This window comes from Parajatrophihabitans canadensis (assembly GCF_053764775.1).
This window is the reverse complement of sequence record NZ_CM132445.1, coordinates 3,088,225-3,105,285: the sequence shown is the minus strand read 5'-3', so window position 1 is coordinate 3,105,285 and position 17,061 is coordinate 3,088,225. Positions and strand designations below refer to the sequence as shown.

Sequence of the window (17,061 nt, the reverse complement as noted above, 5' to 3'; positions counted from 1 at the left end):
AACTAGGGGATTCCGCCGTCGACCCGAATGGTTGCGCCCGTCGTGTAACTCGAGGCATCGGACGCGAGGTAGAGCGCGGCGCCCACGATCTCCGGTGGGTTTCCGATCCGTTGGGAGGCGATTCGCTTGATGCTGACGCTCATTGCGTCGAGGTCCCAGGCCTTGGAGATGTCGGTCATCATCGTTCCCGACATCAACGTATTGACCCTTACGTTCGGCCCAAAGCCCTGGGCCAGCCCCTCGCTCATAGAATTCAGTGCGGCCTTGGCGCCGGCGTAGGCGATGATCGACTTACCCGAGCGGATCGAACCTGACGAACTGACGTTGATGATGGAGCCCTTACCGGCTGCGACCATTCGCTCTCCGATCAACGCGCAAAGGCGAAACGGGCCTTTGAAGTTGAGGTTGAGCACACTGTCGAAGAGTTGCTCGGAGACCTCGGAAAGCTCGCCGTACAGGGGAGACATGCCGGCATTGTTGATGAGCACGTCGACTTTGCCGAACCGGTCATAAACGGTATCAACGAAAGGGTCGATCTGATCCCAACGCCCGACGTGTAAGCCGTACGGCATCGCCGTCCGCCCGGTTGCCGCTTCGATCTCCTTCGCGACGGCCTCGCAATTCTCCAGTTTGCGGCTTGCGATCACCACATCGGCACCCGCATAAGCGCAGCCGAAGGCCATCTCCTTGCCGAGGCCACGGCTGCCGCCAGTGATGACGACGACCTTGCCGGTCAGATCGAAGAGCTCATCGAGATAACTCATCCAAACGCCTCCGGAAACAGTGCAGTTCGCGGTCGCGGGCTCAGCCATTACGCCCGGTCGCACTGTGAGAATATGATTCTGGCTCGCCAGAGTCAAGGTTCTCTGTGTTGGATTAGAGATTCTTAACAGGGCATACTGTGTGGGTGACAGTAGATGAGGTCTCCGGCACCGTACAGGCCGCTGTCGACCGTGCGCTCAGCAAACAACGCGACGACGCGACGCGTGAGGTCGAGGCGATCCTCGATGCCGCACTCAGGGTTGCCGAACGGGTCGCGCCGGCGACTCCGAGAGTGGCTGACATCGTCGCGGAGGCGGGAACCTCGAACCAGGCCTTCTACCGGTATTTCGCCGGTAAGGATGATCTGATGAAAGCGGTGTTCGAGCGTGGTCTGGTACGCCTGCACACCTACCTCGAGCATCAGATCGCGAAAGAAACTGATCCGCCTAGCCAGATCGCGGCGTGGATTCGCGGTGTCCTCAACCAGGCAATCGATCGGCGGGCCGCTCGCCAGAGTGCTGCGATCAACCTGCAACTTGGGCCCCGTGACTCCGACGACACCGGACCGCCCGGCGCCTTGCGCGCATTGCTGCTGCAGCCGGTGATCGAGGCTGGCAGCAGCGATCCAGAGCGTGATGCTAACGCGATCGTCGATATCGTGTTCGCGACGATGCGCAGGCATATTCGAAAATTCACTGCGCCGTCAGCCGCTGATTGTGACCACCTGATTCATTTCTGCTTGCGTGGGTTGACCCGTGACTGATGAGCCGATGATCGATGAAGGGCCTTGCTCGTGACCGAAGTCGCTCCAGGCTGGCTACACCTCGAAGGCGGCGCGAATGCCCGTGATCTAGGCGGCCTGCCGACCGAGGACGGACGCACGACGCGACCGGGCGTGCTGATTCGGTCGGCGAATCTGCAGCACCTGACCGACGAGGATCTCAAGCGTTTGGTCCTTCAACGTCGAGTTCGCAGAGTTATCGACCTGCGCAGTGACGTTGAGGTGAGCACCGAAGGTCCTGGTCCGATGACGACCCAACCCGATGTGGTGATTCATCATCTGTCGTTGCTGCCGAACTCGACCGACGTCGCCGACCGAGTCGACCCTGTCGCGACAGCGCGGAGTGCGGACGCGAATGACGCGATGGCGACCGCGGAATCGTCTCCACCAGCAGAGAATTTGCTCTTTCCCGGTAGCACCGATCCCGCACCCGCGGTCACGGCAAGTCCGGTGGCCAACAGCTACCTGCGTTTCCTCAGCCAGCGTCCGGAGTCCCTGGTCGCAGCGCTGCGCGCGATCAGCGAACCGGACGGGGCCACCCTCATTCACTGTGCGGCCGGCAAGGACCGCACCGGGATGGTGGTTGCCATTGCGCTGAGTCTGGTCGGCGTCAACCGCGAGGCGATCGTCGCTGACTACGCGGCCTCCGAGGAAAGCATCGACGACATTCGGCACCTCCTGGCACGCAATGCGACTTACGCCAAACAACTTTCTGACCCGGGCGGGGTCAAGGCGCCGCGGGCCGAGGTCATCGAACTGGTGCTCGAGGAGCTACAGTCCTGGCCCGGCGGTATCCAAGCGTGGCTGGGACAACACGGTTGGTCCGTCCAGGACACCGAGCGGTTGCAAGCCAGACTTCTCAGCTGACAACCCGAGTCGTCTTTCCGACGATCGACTGGAGATTGGCCAAGGTGTCGTCCAGCCTCTCCACCGATGTCCGGGGAAAGAAGTTCACGTCGTGCCACTTCTGCGAGACGTTGCGCCAGTCGTGGTACGACGTGACATCGGTGGTGTCGGCATCGATGGGCTCGAGCCGATAGCCGTAGACGTAGCCGATCGAACTGCGGCCGACCTTGGTCGGCTTCCATTCCAGCGCGGAGTTCACCGCAAACACCGTCACGATGTTTACCATCTGATAATCGCCGATCGAATCATGGTGCATCTCGATCTCGAAGGTGTCGCCGACGGCAGCGATCGGGTCCGATCCGACCGGAGCCCGCAAAGTGCCTGACGCGTCGATGTCCACATGAGACTGCGGACTGATCAGCACCGAGAAGATGTCGGCGGCCGGAGCCTGAATCCGCCGCTTGGCCGAAATCACGTGGTTTGTCGACTCCGTCACTGACAGTCCTCCTTACCGGAAACCTTTTGGTATCGGACCCTACAAGGTGGTGGAGGCTGCAGATAGCCCCAGCTTTGATACGAATCGAAGCTGGGGCTATTCACAGGCAAACTCAGGCAGTCAGGTCAGGCAGGCGGCGCGGGTACGTGCGGGAACAGATCCTGGAACGCGCCTTGGGTGATCCGCTTGCGGACCTCGGGCGCGGCGTCGTCGAACAACTCATGCAGCGTCTTCTGGCTGTGGCCGAACGTGCCTTCGTAGTGTGGGTAATCGCTGCCCCACATGACGTTTTGCCAGCCCATAGCCGAGCAAGCGGCTACCGCCGAGCGATCGTGTTGGAAAGATGCGTACACCTGTTCGTACAGGTACTGGCTCGGCAGCTTGCTCAGTACCGGACGTACGCCAGCGCTGTGCTGCCGGTAACCCTCATCCATCCGATCGGCGATGAACGGCCCCCAGGTCGCTCCGCCTTCAGAGACGAGCACCTTCAACTCAGGGTGCCGATCGAGGGCCCCGGAAGCGATCAACTGCGTCACGCATCGTTGGCCGCCGTAGGTCGTCTCAACGTAGTTGAGCACCGCACCGCCGCGGCCGCGGTGATAGACACCGGTGCGCTGATCGGGCGTATGGGGCTCGGTGCCGATGTGAAATCCGATGACCATTCCGGTCTCGGCGAAGGCAGCCCACAACGGATCCCATTCCTCGTCCTGCCAGGCGGGACGTTCCAGCGGAGGTCGGGTTGGCAGGAAGCCACAGTGGAAGCCGAGATTTGCCGCGCGCTTGACCTCAGCCACCGCATCGTCGATGCCGAGCAACGGGATGGAGGCGGTGCACACGTAGCGGGGCGACTTCTGTTGAAAGTCCAGGGCCCAGTCGTTGAGCACCCGTACGGCCTCCTTGACGACCAGGGGAGTCCGGATGTTGAAGGCCCAGATCCCCAATGAGGGGTAGATCACCTCAGCCCAGATGCCTTCTTCGTCGAGATCCTTCAGGCGCAGGACCGGATCGTTTGCGCCTGGGGCACGGTTGGCTTCGTCCAGGGCCTCGGCCGGTCGGGCCGTGTGCTTGAGAACCTTGCCGGGCTTGGGCATCGGTCGCTCGAAGGCTTGTCCGTCGATGTAGACCGTCTCGAAAGCACCACTCGGGTCCTTGACACTACGGGGCATCCGTTCGGCAAGCTCAGGCGGAAGGTTGTCCCGGAACAGATTGGGCGGCTCGACCAAATGCGAGTCACCCGAGTTCGCCCAGATCTTCGTCTCGTCCATCGGCGTATGAAGCCCTTCGTATGTGGGATGCGAACTACCTGGCTAGGTGTTCGATCGGTCACTTGTGCGCGATATTGCAAGCGACTCTTTCAATGTAGCAAGGTGCGCTGCTAGGGTCGAGAGCGCTCAAGAATCTCTACCTCATCGCAATCGTGTGCCCCTTTGAACAGGAGACGCAAGTGTGAGTATTCGTGACGAGACGGCCGTAGTTGGCGTTGGTGCTACGCCGTATTACAAGCGGGGCCAGTCGTTGCCTGAGACGCAGCTGTCGATGGCATGCACCGCGATCTTGGCAGCGTTGGACGATGCGGGCCTGACGGTGAAGGACCTCGATGGGTTTGCGATCTACGCCGGATCATGCGACCCGGCCCAGATCGCCTCGGTACTCGGCGTGCCCGAAGTCCGGTTCGCAGCAACGTTGACCTCCGGTGGCGGTGGCTCGGCGGGTTCGTTGGGTCTCGCGGCCGCCGCGATTCACGGCGGCATGGCCGAGGTCGTGGTGTCGTTGATGACCCTGCAGCAGGTGAATCGCCGCCTGGGCGGCACTCAGGTCGGCGATGGCGGTGGCGGCGGTGGCGGTGGCGGCGGTGGCGGTGCGTATGGCACTGGCGGTGTATCGCCCACGCAGGCATTCACCTCTGGTAGCGGCCTGATCTCACCTGGACACAGCTTCTCCTTGCTGACAAAGCGACACATGGAGCTGTACGGCACGACCCGAGAGCATCTCGCGGCGATCGCGATTTCGCAGCGGAACAACGCAATCCGGCGTCCGACGTCTATTCGGCGGGATGCGTTGACGATGGAGGACTACTTCAACGCCCGGATGATCAGCGATCCGCTGTGCCTGTTCGACTACACGATGGAGACAGATGGCGCGGTCGCAGTGATCACGACCTCGGCGGCTCGGGCTCAGGATCTGCGCCAGCCACCGGTGTACATCATGGCTTCGGCCAACGGGGGCACCGGTCGATGGGGGCCAGCCCTGTTCACCTACTTCCAGATCCCTGAGGAGGAGTTCGCGTCCTCCGGGCATCGTCCGGTGGCCAAGCGGCTGTACGAGATGGCCGGTATCGGCCCAGAGGAGGTTGACGTGGCGCTGCTGTACGACCACTTCTCGCCTCTGGTACTGATGCAGCTGGAGGACTACGGTTTCTGCGGTATTGGCGAAGGTGGGGCCTTCGTGGCCGAGGGCAATCACACCTGGCCGAACGGGTCGATACCGGTCAATACCCATGGTGGGCATCTGTCCGAGGCCTACATCATCGGCATGACCCATGTCCGTGAGGCCGTCGAGCAGCTGCGCGGGGTAGCGATCAACCAGGTGCCGGGAGCTGAGATCGCGCTGGTCACCGGCGGTCCGGCGTCCTTGCCCGTCAGCGGCACTCTTTTGCGGAGGTAATTGTGAGCGACACCGAGACAACCCAAAGCCAGCTCACTCCTGCTCAGTCGATCCCGCCGGGCGTCGGGGTATATCCCTCGCCGATGAGTGACCCATATGCAGATGAGCTGACTCAGCCTTTCTGGGATGCGGCTTTACGGGGTCAACTGGTCGCACCGAAATGCACCAACTGCGGGACCTTCATCCTGCCGCCTCAGCCGCGCTGTTTCGTCTGCCAGAACGACCGATTCGACTACGTCGATCTGCCAGGCACTGGTGTGGTGTACAGCTTCACGATCGTGCGGCACCCGCTCGCTCCGCACCTTCGCGAGGTCGTGCCCTACGTTTCAGCGGTGATCCAGGTCGATGGCACCCAGGGTGCTGGCGCCCGGCTACTGCTCAATGTCATCAACGTCGAGCCCGAGACAGTCAAAGTGGGTGACAAGGTTCGCATCATCTTCGACAAGATCAGCGATACCTTGGCCATCCCACGGGCGGTACCCGCCTAAGCCCCTCAATACCGCCCTTCAGTACCGCCCTTCAGTACCGCTAGTGCCGCCCCTGTGCGGGGCAACTGTGCGTGGCACGGCATCCTTGACCTGTGACTAAGACATCGCCAATCAAGGATGCCGTGCCGTCGTGGTTTCCGGCCGCGCTCGCGGCCGAGGCCGAGGTCGGGGAGACCGAGGTTGCTGGTACGACGATTCGCTTCCGTAGCTGGGGTGATCGCGATCATCAGGGGGTCGTCCTGGTGCACGGCGGCGCGGCGCACAGCCGGTGGTGGGACCACGTCGCCCCGATCCTCGCCCGCGAATACCGCGTCACCGCCTTGGACCTGTCCGGCCACGGCGACAGCGGTCGTCGAGACGCCTACAGCATCGAAAGCTGGTCCGATGAAGTAATCGCGGTAGCGGGGGCGGCCGCAATCAGTGGCCCGCCGGTGATCGTCGGACACAGCATGGGGGGCTTCGTCACCCTTGCCACGGCTGGTAGGTACGGCCCCCAACTCGACGGCGTGGTCATCATCGACTCACCAGTTCACGAACTGACGCCCGAACAGAAGGCCGCCCGGGAAAGGCAGGCCTTCGGTCCGCTGCGGGTGTACCAAACCCGGGAACTTGCCTTGAGCCGATTCCGGCCGGTCCCCGACAGCGGTACCGCTTTGCCTTACGTCGTCGACCATGTGGCTGCCCAGTCCATTCGCGAGGTCCCCGGTGGCTGGTCGTGGAAATTCGATCCGAGGATCTTCGGACGGATCGACGACACGCCAAAGCTGTATACCCGGCTGAACTGCCGAGTGGCCCTCTTCCGCCCGGAGCGGGGACTGGTGTCGCCGCAGATGTCCGACGATGTCTATGACCGGTTAGGACGCGCTGCGCCCGTCGTGGAGATTCCCGATGCCGGCCATCACGTGATGCTCGATCAGCCTCTTGCCCTGGTCACTGGCCTGCGGGCAATTCTCGCTGACTGGGAGCATTCCACGCCGGCCGTCCCGACGGACTCGCGGAGCTAGCGCTAAGTCCGCTGAGGCGCAGTCGCGGGCATAGGCGGAACCATGGGCGCAACCATGGGCGGAGGGCAACCATGGCCGGGTGCTTCCTCATCGGCCAAGCACCCGCTATGATCGATCTGTACACCGTAAAGCACCGGCGCTGTAGCGCTCCGGCGCACAACGGCCCCGATCTGCTGATCAGTCGCGGCGCTGCCACCAACAGCCCGTGGTTTCGCGCAACGCGTAGGAAGGTACGAAAATGACCCAAGTAGTTCAGAGCGAAAAGATCTGGGCCAACTCCGGCGACTCCCACTTCATGGAGCCCGACGATCTGTGGCGCTCGACACTGCCGAAGCGGCTGGCTGAGCTCGTCCCGCGCGCAGTGAAGGACCCTGACGGTTTATGGGAGACAGTCCACGTGGACGGCCAGGCATTTCGCCGTCGGCTGCCCTCGATCAAGGCGAAGGAGTTCGCCGCCGCAGCGACCCGCGCACCAGGCACGTTCGACCTCGAAGTGCGCCTTGACGACTTGAACAAAGAGGGCATCTGGGCCGAGGTCGTCTTTCCCTCGCTAGGCATGTGGGCGTCCTCGTTCCGCACTCCCGAGGTCCTGCGGGAAGCGATGCGGGTCAGCAATGACTGGGCCAAGTCAGAAATCATGGACAAGTCCAAGCGCTACGTCCCGACCGCGCAGGTCTCCACACTCGACATGGATGATGCTGTCGCCGAGCTCAAGCGTATTGGCGAGATGGGCTTCAAGGCCGTGTTCCTTCCGGTCCAGCCGCACCCGTTGCAGAAGGACTACAACGACGATTCATGGGAGCCGTTCTGGTCCACCGCCGAAGAGGCCGGCATCGTCGTCGCCTTCCACATCGGCACCGAGCCGGTCGACTTTGCGACTGGGGGCGCGATGGGCAAGTACTACAGCGGTCCTGGTGGGGCGGTGATGAACTACACCGAGACCACCTTCGGGGGCCAGCGTTCGGTGATGAAGGTTGTCGCATCTGGCGCGCTGGATCGGCACCCGGATTTGAAGGTTCTGGTTTCAGAGGGTGGGGCCACCTGGGTACCGTTCCTGGCCGACCGGATGGAAGAGGGCTACCGCCAGCACTCGATGGCAGTCAGGCCGATGCTCAAGCGCAGCCCGAAGGAGATCATCTACTCCCAGGTCTACGCCTCGTTCCAGCATGATGAGTCCGCTGTCGGCGCGGTGACGAGCATGGGCTTCAACAACGTCATGTGGGGCAGCGACTACCCACACATCGAAGGCACTTACGGTCACACCCAGCTGACCCTGCATCACCTGTTCGATGACGTCGACCCCAAGGTCAAGCACCGCATTCTGATCGGCGCATTCAACGAGTTGTTCCCCGACGCGGGAGTACCGCCGACCAGCTAGTCCTGCTTGTGCACCTGCACCGACAGCCCTACCGTGCGCACCGAATTGCCATCTGCCTCAGCAGAATCGGCGATTCGGTGCGCACAACTGGTTTCGGGGCTGAGCTTTGCGCCTCAATGGATTCCCTCGAGCACTGATCTCGGCGTAGTTTTCCCTTTATGGAATTACGAACGCTCGGTCGCAGCGGTGTTCGGGTCACCTCCCTCTGTCTGGGAACGATGACCTTCGGCAACGAAGCAGACGAAGCAACAAGTAAACAGATCATCGATCGTTACCTGGCCGCCGGTGGAAACTTCGTCGACACCGCCGACGTTTACTCGCGGGGCGCCTCAGAAGAGATCGTCGGGCGTGCCCTGAAGTCACGCCGCGACGGCATCGTCCTGGCGACGAAGGGCCGGATGCCGATGAGCGATGACCCGAACGATCGAGGTGCCTCGCGCCGCCACCTGACCAGGGCCGTGGAGGCGTCGCTGCGACGCCTGCAGACCGACCGGATCGATCTTTACCAGATTCACTGGCCGGACACGACGGTCGCGCCAGAGGAAACCCTGTCTGCTCTGGACGATCTCGTTCGCTCAGGCAAGGTTCTCTCCGTTGGCGTGAGCAACTACCTCGGCTCTCAGCTGGCAACCGCGATTGCCCTCTGCGACCGTTATGGCTGGTCACCAGTCGTTTCGCTGCAACCGCAGTTCTCGTTGATCAGCCGCGAGATCGAGCTCGAAATCTTGCCCCTCTGCCGACGCGAGGGACTGGCCGTCCTGCCCTGGAGCCCGCTGGGCGGCGGGGTGCTTACCGGAAAGTATCGAGCGGGCAATGCTCCTGATGCGCAAACGCGTCTCGGGGACTCAGAAGCGCAGGCCCGACGCCGGCTCACCGAACGGAATATGGCGATAGCCGATGAGGTCGCCCGCATCGGTGCCAGCACAAATCACAGCTCCGCGCAGGTGGCGCTGAACTGGGTACTGCACCACCCCGGCGTCACCTCGCCGATTCTCGGGGCGCGCACTATCGATCAGCTCGAAGACAACCTCGGCGCCGAGGGTTGGCAACTCGACATCGCCGATATCGAAGCGCTCGAAAAGGTGAGTCGCGTCCCTAGGTCGTACCCGCACGACATGTACCGGGTATTGGGCATCGAGATCTGACCTCAGATCTTACAATTCAAGGAGCAGGTATGCGCTACCGCAAACTCGGTACGACCGGTCTCGATGTCTCGCGGATCGCCCTGGGTTGTATGAGCTACGGCGACCCAGGTCGTGGTACGCATGAGTGGAGTCTGGACGAAGCGGCAAGCAGGCCGTTCATCCGTCAGGCCCTGGACACCGGGATCAACTTCTTCGACACGGCGAACGTCTATTCCGACGGTACGAGCGAGGAGATCCTCGGGCGGGCGCTGGCGGATTTCGCCTCCCGCGATGAGGTCGTCATCGCGACCAAGGTGCACGGGCCTATGCATAGCGGCCCGAACGGCCGCGGCCTCTCACGCAAGGCGATTCTGACCGAGATCGATGCAAGTTTGCGGCGGCTCGGCGTCGACTATGTCGACCTTTACCAGATCCATCGGTGGGATTCGCATACACCCATCGAAGAGACGCTAGAGGCCCTGCATGACGTCGTGAAGGCGGGTAAGGCCCGATATCTCGGTGCATCCTCCATGTGGGCGTGGCAGTTCAGCAAGGCCCAGTACCTCGCTGATCAGCACGGTTGGACGAGATTCGTGAGTATGCAGAATCACTACAACCTGCTCCAACGCGAGGAGGAGCGAGAAATGATGCCGCTGTGTGTCGATCAAGGAATCGGCGCGATTCCCTGGAGCCCGCTCGCGCGAGGCAAGCTGACCAGACCGTGGGACACCACCACAAAGCGTTCAGAGACCGATGCCTTCGGAAAGACGTTGTACGACACGAGTGCTTCCGATCGGATCATCGTGGAGAGGGTGGCAGAGCTTGCTGAAGCCCGCGGCGTTTCCCCGGCTCAGATCGCTCTCGCCTGGATGTTGAGCAAGCCGGTGGTCACCGCACCTATCGTCGGCGCGACCAAGCCCGTCCACATCGACGACGCGGTTGCCGCCGTAGAACTGACGCTGGACGCCGCCGAGATCGTGCGGCTGGAGGAGCCGTACACACCGCACGCCGTTGCCGGCTTCGCCTGATCGGCGTAGCTCAGCCGGGGCGGCGGCACGTCCGCGTTGACGAAAAGTCATTTCCGTTGCTGTCCTTAGGGGATCTCAGATGAGCTCAAAAACTGCAATTGTTACTGGGGCCAGCCGGGGGATCGGTAAGCAAATCGCGATCGAACTTGGTCGGCTCGGCTTCAACGTCGTTGTCGCCGCGCGCACGGTCACCCCGCACGCCAAACTCAGCGGCAGCGTCGCGGAGACGGTCGCTGCGGTAGAGGCTGCCGGCGGCAAGGCACTCGCTGTTCAGATGGACGTCCGGGTACCTGAGGACATCGAAAAATTGGTGTCGGCCACGGTGGCAGAGTTTGGCGGCCTGGACGTCCTGATCAACAATGCCGCGGACACCTCCGGTGGCGTCCCAACACTTGGCGAGCTCGATGTCGATGAATGGCGACGGCAGTTCGAGACGAACCTGCACGGTCCGTTGCAATTGATGAAAGCCGCGCTGCCTGTCCTGCAGAAGACCGCTCTGGAAAGCGACGGGGGAGGGCTGATCATCAACATGACCTCTGGCGCTGGTGATCTGGTGCCCCTTGCCGAAGTCAGTGGCGAGGGTGGCGTGCTGGGCGGGGAGCGCCTTGCCTATGCGGCGAGCAAGGCGGCGTTGAACAGGCTGTCCAATGCACTGGCCCCGGAACTCCGCGCGCAGCACATCGCCATCGTCAACGTCGACCCGGGATTCACCCGTACCGAGTTGGTTGATCGGATGGCCGCGCGTGGGGTTGTCGACCCGTCGACCGCGGTGCCGATGAGCGTCCCGGTGAACACGGTGCTTTACCTGGTGAAGTCCGGCGACGCGATGAGTCATTCAGGGCAGATCCTTCGGGCTCAAGACCGTAACGACTAGAGCCGAAAAAGCGCCCACCTCGAACGGGACGCGTTAAGCGACATTCGCCTCGAGGTGGGCGGCGAGCACGGGTACTTCGGCCAGCGCTCGGAGCATATCGTTGAGATGCGTGCAACAGGACGTGCCCGTGATGATCTCGAGGACGCTGTCGCGCAACTTTGACATCGGCTGGCCGATCAGTCGTGTGACGTTCGCCGCGGCCGCCGGACACTCAGCGAACGGCAGCACCCTGGCGGTCGCCTCGATGTCAGTGAGGATCATGCTCGCTGCGTCGACCGTCGCGGCCAAGGCATATTCATGAACAACCGTCTCGACGCCCTCAGGGCTCCACATCGCATCGCGGAACATGGCGTCGATTCGGTACTCGGCCCCGTGTGCTTGGACATCGACGCGTCTACGCCTGCGCATGCAAGGAGTCTGAGGTGCCGGCGGCGGAACATCGTGCCAGCTCAGTGGGTCTTGGCGGTCGACGACGTCCACCGCCGCGGCAATGTTGTGCCCCATGACGACCCCAGCGCGCTGCCGGGCGATCGGACCGCCGTCGGAGCGGAAACCCGAGCAGATATCGGCCATGTCGCGAATTGCCAGATTCTTGCGGTCGGCGCCTTGGTCGGATGGCGGAAGTGGCCAGAGATGCCAGGCGAAACCACCGATCAGCGTCATGGCTGCCACGTCATCGAGTAGGAAATACAGCGGCGCCCCGGCAGCGAACTCTTCGGCGAGCTCGGCTCTGAGCCGGGCCCGAAAGCCGCCGCCACCCTTGGCTCCGACAAGCACCTCGGCGTGTGCGTGGGCCGGCGTCGCGCTCATCGAGACGACCATCCGGTTCTCGATTGCCGCAGTCATCGTTGCGGCTGCCGCGATCGATGTGCCGCTGGCGGTGGTCACCAGATCCCGAGCGCCACCTTGCAGCATCATCGGCCCGCCCCGTCCTTCGGGCCAGCTGGCATTGAGGTGGCTCGTACGCCTGACAGACTCGCTGACGCGAGCTGGCGTAGCCGTGGCGGGATTGCTCGGCGGCGGCGGCAATTGCTGGCCCGCCGAGTCGATCCCGATAGTTAGCGGACTCATAAACCTGAAAGTTACGCTGCTGGCCCGTTGACCGACCAGTGATGCTTCCCACTGCGGACGCTCGCCCGTCCTGCGACGCTAGACGGTGTATAAATGAGCGTTCAAAACTTCGCGGGCTCATACAGTACGGGTTCCAGTAAGCTCGATTAACTATCGCGAAAGCGGGGCGCCGATCGTGTGCGAACCCGACAAGGAGGCTATTTCATGGCACTTGCCATAACCGAAGACCACCAGGCACTGGCAGACGTGGTGCGGGAGTTCGCCGCGGATCACGAACTGCGATCCCAGTCCCGGGAGCTGCTGAACGAAACAGCCCCGGACCCAAAGTCGTCAGGCCATAGCGCATCAAGCAGTGCGGTTCCGGGCGCCTGGAAGCAGATGGCCGACCTGGGCTGGCTCGGTCTGCACCTGCCAGAAGAATATGGGGGAGCCGGCTATGGCCTCTCCGAACTTGCGGTGGTTCTCGATGAGCTCGGCTACGCCGCGGCACCCGGCCCGCTGCTGCCCACGGTCGTTGCAGCCGCAGTCATCTCAGAACGCGGCGATGATGCCTTACGAGCTCGCGTCCTTCCGGGGCTTGCCGACGGGTCGACGGTTGCCGCCTTTGGAATCACCGGTTCGCTGGCGCGGGATGCGCAAGGCAAGCTGAGCGGTGACGCAGGCCTGGTTCTTGGCGCTCGCTGGGGGCAACTCCTCACGCTGCGCGTTGGTGACGATGTTGTCGTTATCGGGGCGGCGGACGATGGCGTGACCCTGACTCCCATCGCGGGCATCGATCCATCACTCGGCCTGGCCAAGGTCAGCCTCGATGGTGTCGACGCGCCCGCAGCCGTCACGCTGACCGGCGCCGCCTCATTTGCCACGACACTTTTCCGCAGTGCTGTCAGTGCTTACGCTGCCGGTGGCAGCAGGGGATCGCTGGACATGGCGTTGGAATATGCGAAGGTTCGTGAGCAGTTCGGCAGGATCATCGGCAGCTTCCAAGCCATCAAGCACCATCTGGCCAACATGCTTGTCAATGTCGAGTTGGCTACGGCACTGAGCTGGGATGCCGCGCGAGCCGCTACCGATGGTGGTCAAGGCGAACTGGCCGCCGCCGCAGCGGCAACTCTGGTGCCGCGGTTCTATCAGGAGAATGCCCAGAAATGCATTCAGTTGCTTGGCGGCATCGGCTTCACCTGGGAACATGATGCGCACCTTTACCTACGCCGAGCCAGCGCACTGCGTGGACTCCTCGACTCGTCAGGGAATGCAGCCGATGACCTGTTCGGTCTGACCAGCCAGCAGGTCCGCCGCGAGTACGGTGTAGAGCTTCCGCCAGAGGCGGAATCCTATCGTGCAGAGGCGCTTGCGTTTCTGGAGAAGTACCGCCAGACCCCGGCCGAGGAACGCCGCGCGCTGCTCGTCGCAACCGGTTACCTCGTACCACACTGGGCGAAGCCGTACGGCCGTGGGGCGAGAGCGGTCGAGCAGCTCGTGATCGAAGAGGAGCTCGGTGAGGTCGAACTGCCGTCGTTGGGTATCGGCGGTTGGGTGCTTCTCACGCTCACCCAGACGGCCAACCCCGAGCAGATCGAGCGTTGGATAGCTCGCAGCCTGGCCGGCGAACTGATGTGGTGCCAGCTCTTCAGTGAGCCGAACGCAGGTTCGGACGCGGCTGCCGTGCAGACAAAAGGCGTTCGGGTCGAAGGCGGTTGGCAGGTCTCAGGCCAGAAGGTTTGGACGAGCGGTGCCCAGCATTGCAATCGGGGACTGGCCACGATCCGCACCGATCCGACTGCGGCCAAGCACAAAGGCATCACGGCCATGGTCATCGACCTGCAGGCCAAGGGTGTCGAAGTCCGCCCGCTTCGCGAGATCACCGGCAACGCGATGTTCAACGAGGTTTTCTTCGACGACGTCTTCGTGCCGGATGCCGACGTCGTGGGCGAGGTCAACGACGGCTGGCGGGTGGCGCGCGCGACGCTGGGCAACGAGCGCGTCACCATCGGCGGCGGGTCCCGAGAGGGTGTCTCTGCTGAGGAGCTGGTGGCGCTGAGCGAGCGTTACGCCGCCGGTGACGATGAGCTCCGTCGCGAGGTGGCCAGGCTCGTGGCCGAGGAACAGGCAATGCGACTGATCAACCTGCGTCAGGTTTCGCGCGCTGTTGCCGGCTCCGGCCCGGGCCCAGAGGGCAACGTGACCAAGTTACTGTCCGCCGAGCATGCCCAGCGGGTCACCGAGCTCGGCATGCGGATCGCGGGCGCGGCCGGTATCACCGGTGAAGAGGAGGCGATCAGCTATGAGTACTTGTTCGATCGCTGCCTCAGCATCGCAGGTGGAACTTCTGAGATCACCCGCAACGTGATCGCCGAGCGGATCCTCGGCCTGCCTCGCGATTCCCTCAACAGGTAAGCCGAACCGGCGGGTTATTCACCCGTGTAGCGCGCGGGGCGCTTGCTGCGAGAAGCGGCGAGCGCCTCCGCGTGGTCGGCCGTCGTCATGACAACCCCCATGTGGGAGGCGGCCAGGCTGAGTGCGGTGCGCAGATCGGTGTCCATCGACTGGTACATGGTTCGCTTGATCAGCTTGACCGCAACGGGGGGCTGCGCAGCAAGTGACTCGGCGAATTCCTGAGTGCGATCAAGCAATTCCGCATCTGGGTAGACACGGTTTGCCAAGCCGATCCGATGGGCCTCCCTGGCCGCGACCGGCTCAGCCGACAGCAGGATTTCCAGCGCCTTGGCCGGGCCGACGATTCGCGGTAGGTAGTAGCACCCACCGTCACCCGGGACCACTCCGATGCGGACATATTGTTCGGTGAAATAGGCTGATTCCCCGACGAATCTCATATCGCACATCAACGCCATATCCATTCCGGCGCCGACCGCGGCGCCGTGCACAGCGGCGATGACCGGTTTGTCGAGTTGATCCAGCGTCAAGGCCACCCGGTGGATATGCTCGGTGAGCATCGTGCGGCGAGCCAGCGCGGTCGGCTCTATCGCGCCGAGGGCCTCGAGGTCTATGCCCGAGCAGAACGCGCCCCCGGCACCCGTGGTGATGACGGCGCCCACGGCAGGATCAGCACCCGCGTCGTGCAGGTATTGCGCCCACTGGTCGACCATGTCGAGCGTGAAAGCATTTCTGCGCTTCGGGCGGTTGAGCGTGATCGTCGCCACGCCCCGCAAAACGCTGTATGTGATGTCGCCCTGCGGCTCCGGCATCCGATTCTCTCCTCTGGTCGACGATTTCGAAAGTGACGCTTGCAAGATCGCACGCTCCGTCGGTACGGTCCTATACGGCGTCCTGAGCCCACGACGACCCGGTTCGGTCGACGTTTACAGCATTTGCGGCTCGAGAATCCTGTTGATCAACCCATCGAAGGGACCAGCATGTCAGAGGGAAGTTGGCTGCGCGACAAGGCGGCCATCGCGGGCTTCGGTCACACGAAATTCGGTCGGCGCGGTGAGTTTGCCGCGGGTGGCACCTTCGCATTGGTCGTCGAGGCGATCAAGAACGCCTGCGTTGATGCAGGTATCTCACCCGCCGACATCGACGGCTATGCGACTTACTCCCAAGACGAGGCAGACGCCGGACAGCTGGCATTCGCTCTCGGGGCGCCGGACTTCCGGTTCGCCGCGATGGGTCCGATGCGTGCCGGCGGCGGCGGTATGGGCTCTGCGTACCTCTGCGCGGCGATGGCGGTAGCAACCGGACAGGCAAACTACGTTGCCGTGACCCGGGGGATCACCCAGCCTCCGACGGCACGCTTCGGCGGTAGCGGCCGGACGACGGTCATCCCACAGTTTCCGGCAATAGCCACGCCTGCTCAGGCCTTCGCGCTGCAGGCCCGCCGACACATGGCCGAATTCGGTACGACCACGGATCACTTCGCCGAGGTCGCCATCAACGCTCGGCTCAACGCCGCGAACAATCCGCTCGCCAGGTTCCGGACGCCAATCACCGTGGATGATCATCACAATTCCCGGTTGATAGCCGACCCGATCCACCTGCTCGATTGCTGCCTTGAATCCGACGGCGGAGCGTGCGTCATCATCACCTCGGCCGAGCGCGCCCGAGATCTCAAGCAACCACCGGTCTACCTTTCCGCGGTAGCCATGGGTGCGCCTCGGCGGTGGGGTGGCGGCACCTTCGGCGGCTACAACATGTCCGCCCAGGATTTCACCTCGGCCGGTCAGAACACCATCGCAAGACAGCTGTACGCCAACGCCGGTATCGGTCCGAAAGACGTCGACGTCGCCGAAATCTATGACCATTTCACCCCGATGGTGCTGATGGGATTGGAAGACTTTCAACTCGCGCCCAAGGGCGAGTCGGGTCCATTTGTGGCCGAGGGCAACATTCGTTCGAACGGCTCGATGCCGGTCAACACCCACGGCGGCAACCTCGCCGAGGTGTACCTGCACGGCATGACCCATGTGATCGAGGGGACGCGGCAGATGCGCGGAACCTCGACCACCCAGATAGCGGGCGCCGAGGTTGCTCTCGTTGTCTGCGGTGCCTCTCCCGCCCCCAGCGGGGCGATGTTGCTCAGGAAGGGCTGAC

The 17,061-nt window shown here is 63.0% G+C and carries 16 protein-coding genes; 11 read left to right on the top strand and 5 right to left on the bottom strand.

Annotation, left to right across the window (positions count from 1 at the left end):
• Nucleotides 1-2: 2 nt before the first annotated feature.
• Nucleotides 3-764, bottom strand: a complete 762-nt coding sequence (locus tag ACSMXN_RS15020) for a glucose 1-dehydrogenase (protein ID WP_022912977.1) — start codon at nucleotides 762-764, stop codon at nucleotides 3-5.
• A 143-nt stretch (nucleotides 765-907) separates the two neighbouring features.
• Between ACSMXN_RS15020 and ACSMXN_RS15015 the strand changes: the two genes are divergently transcribed.
• Nucleotides 908-1,525 carry a TetR/AcrR family transcriptional regulator gene (locus tag ACSMXN_RS15015; protein WP_035943702.1) on the top strand — a complete coding sequence of 206 codons (618 nt, stop codon included), beginning with the start codon at nucleotides 908-910 and terminating at the stop codon, nucleotides 1,523-1,525.
• 30 nt (nucleotides 1,526-1,555) lie between these two features.
• Nucleotides 1,556-2,410: a tyrosine-protein phosphatase gene (locus tag ACSMXN_RS15010; RefSeq protein WP_022912979.1), complete on the top strand. Its 855-nt coding sequence runs from the start codon at nucleotides 1,556-1,558 to the stop codon at nucleotides 2,408-2,410.
• Here ACSMXN_RS15010 and ACSMXN_RS15005 read toward each other — a convergent pair.
• Together ACSMXN_RS15005 and ACSMXN_RS15000 are read right to left on the bottom strand one after the other, a co-directional pair.
• Entirely contained in the window at nucleotides 2,403-2,885 is a 483-nt protein-coding gene (locus ACSMXN_RS15005) for a polyketide cyclase (RefSeq protein WP_022912980.1), read from the bottom strand. The two genes, ACSMXN_RS15010 and ACSMXN_RS15005, sit on opposite strands and share 8 nt — an antisense overlap.
• Nucleotides 2,886-3,010: 125 nt before the next feature.
• Nucleotides 3,011-4,150, bottom strand: a complete 1,140-nt coding sequence (locus ACSMXN_RS15000) for an amidohydrolase family protein (protein ID WP_022912981.1) — start codon at nucleotides 4,148-4,150, stop codon at nucleotides 3,011-3,013.
• Between the two features lie 181 nt (nucleotides 4,151-4,331).
• Here ACSMXN_RS15000 and ACSMXN_RS14995 point away from each other — a divergent pair, with 181 nt between their 5' ends.
• The 7 genes from ACSMXN_RS14995 (at nucleotide 4,332) to ACSMXN_RS14965 (ending at nucleotide 11,445) form a co-directional block, all read left to right on the top strand.
• Nucleotides 4,332-5,549 (top strand): thiolase C-terminal domain-containing protein, encoded by a 1,218-nt coding sequence (locus ACSMXN_RS14995; protein ID WP_022912982.1) that lies wholly within the window; start codon nucleotides 4,332-4,334, stop codon nucleotides 5,547-5,549.
• A 2-nt stretch (nucleotides 5,550-5,551) separates the two neighbouring features.
• Nucleotides 5,552-6,037 (top strand): OB-fold domain-containing protein, encoded by a 486-nt coding sequence (locus ACSMXN_RS14990; protein ID WP_155958332.1) that lies wholly within the window; start codon nucleotides 5,552-5,554, stop codon nucleotides 6,035-6,037.
• Between the two features lie 110 nt (nucleotides 6,038-6,147).
• The gene (locus ACSMXN_RS14985; protein WP_027139364.1) at nucleotides 6,148-7,041 is read left to right on the top strand and encodes an alpha/beta fold hydrolase; all 894 of its coding nucleotides are present in this window, start codon (nucleotides 6,148-6,150) and stop codon (nucleotides 7,039-7,041) included.
• 238 nt (nucleotides 7,042-7,279) lie between these two features.
• Nucleotides 7,280-8,419, top strand: coding sequence for an amidohydrolase family protein (locus tag ACSMXN_RS14980; protein ID WP_022912985.1), 1,140 nt, complete (start codon nucleotides 7,280-7,282; stop codon nucleotides 8,417-8,419).
• Between the two features lie 158 nt (nucleotides 8,420-8,577).
• Entirely contained in the window at nucleotides 8,578-9,564 is a 987-nt protein-coding gene (locus tag ACSMXN_RS14975) for an aldo/keto reductase (RefSeq protein WP_022912986.1), read from the top strand.
• 29 nt (nucleotides 9,565-9,593) lie between these two features.
• Complete coding sequence (locus ACSMXN_RS14970; RefSeq protein ID WP_022912987.1) at nucleotides 9,594-10,571, top strand: aldo/keto reductase; 978 nt, start codon at nucleotides 9,594-9,596, stop codon at nucleotides 10,569-10,571.
• Between the two features lie 79 nt (nucleotides 10,572-10,650).
• The gene (locus ACSMXN_RS14965; protein ID WP_022912988.1) at nucleotides 10,651-11,445 is read left to right on the top strand and encodes an SDR family oxidoreductase; all 795 of its coding nucleotides are present in this window, start codon (nucleotides 10,651-10,653) and stop codon (nucleotides 11,443-11,445) included.
• 33 nt (nucleotides 11,446-11,478) lie between these two features.
• Here the strand turns inward: ACSMXN_RS14965 and ACSMXN_RS14960 are convergent, their stop codons facing one another.
• Complete coding sequence (locus ACSMXN_RS14960) at nucleotides 11,479-12,516, bottom strand: DUF2889 domain-containing protein (RefSeq protein WP_022912989.1); 1,038 nt, start codon at nucleotides 12,514-12,516, stop codon at nucleotides 11,479-11,481.
• Nucleotides 12,517-12,720: 204 nt separating this feature from the next.
• Here ACSMXN_RS14960 and ACSMXN_RS14955 point away from each other — a divergent pair, with 204 nt between their 5' ends.
• Nucleotides 12,721-14,910, top strand: a complete 2,190-nt coding sequence (locus tag ACSMXN_RS14955) for an acyl-CoA dehydrogenase (RefSeq protein ID WP_022912990.1) — start codon at nucleotides 12,721-12,723, stop codon at nucleotides 14,908-14,910.
• 14 nt (nucleotides 14,911-14,924) lie between these two features.
• Here ACSMXN_RS14955 and ACSMXN_RS14950 read toward each other — a convergent pair whose 3' ends face one another.
• Nucleotides 14,925-15,719, bottom strand: coding sequence for an enoyl-CoA hydratase-related protein (locus ACSMXN_RS14950; protein WP_022912991.1), 795 nt, complete (start codon nucleotides 15,717-15,719; stop codon nucleotides 14,925-14,927).
• A 168-nt stretch (nucleotides 15,720-15,887) separates the two neighbouring features.
• Here ACSMXN_RS14950 and ACSMXN_RS14945 point away from each other — a divergent pair, with 168 nt between their 5' ends.
• Entirely contained in the window at nucleotides 15,888-17,060 is a 1,173-nt protein-coding gene (locus tag ACSMXN_RS14945; RefSeq protein WP_022912992.1) for a thiolase C-terminal domain-containing protein, read from the top strand.
• The last annotated feature ends 1 nt before the right edge of the window (nucleotide 17,061 follow it).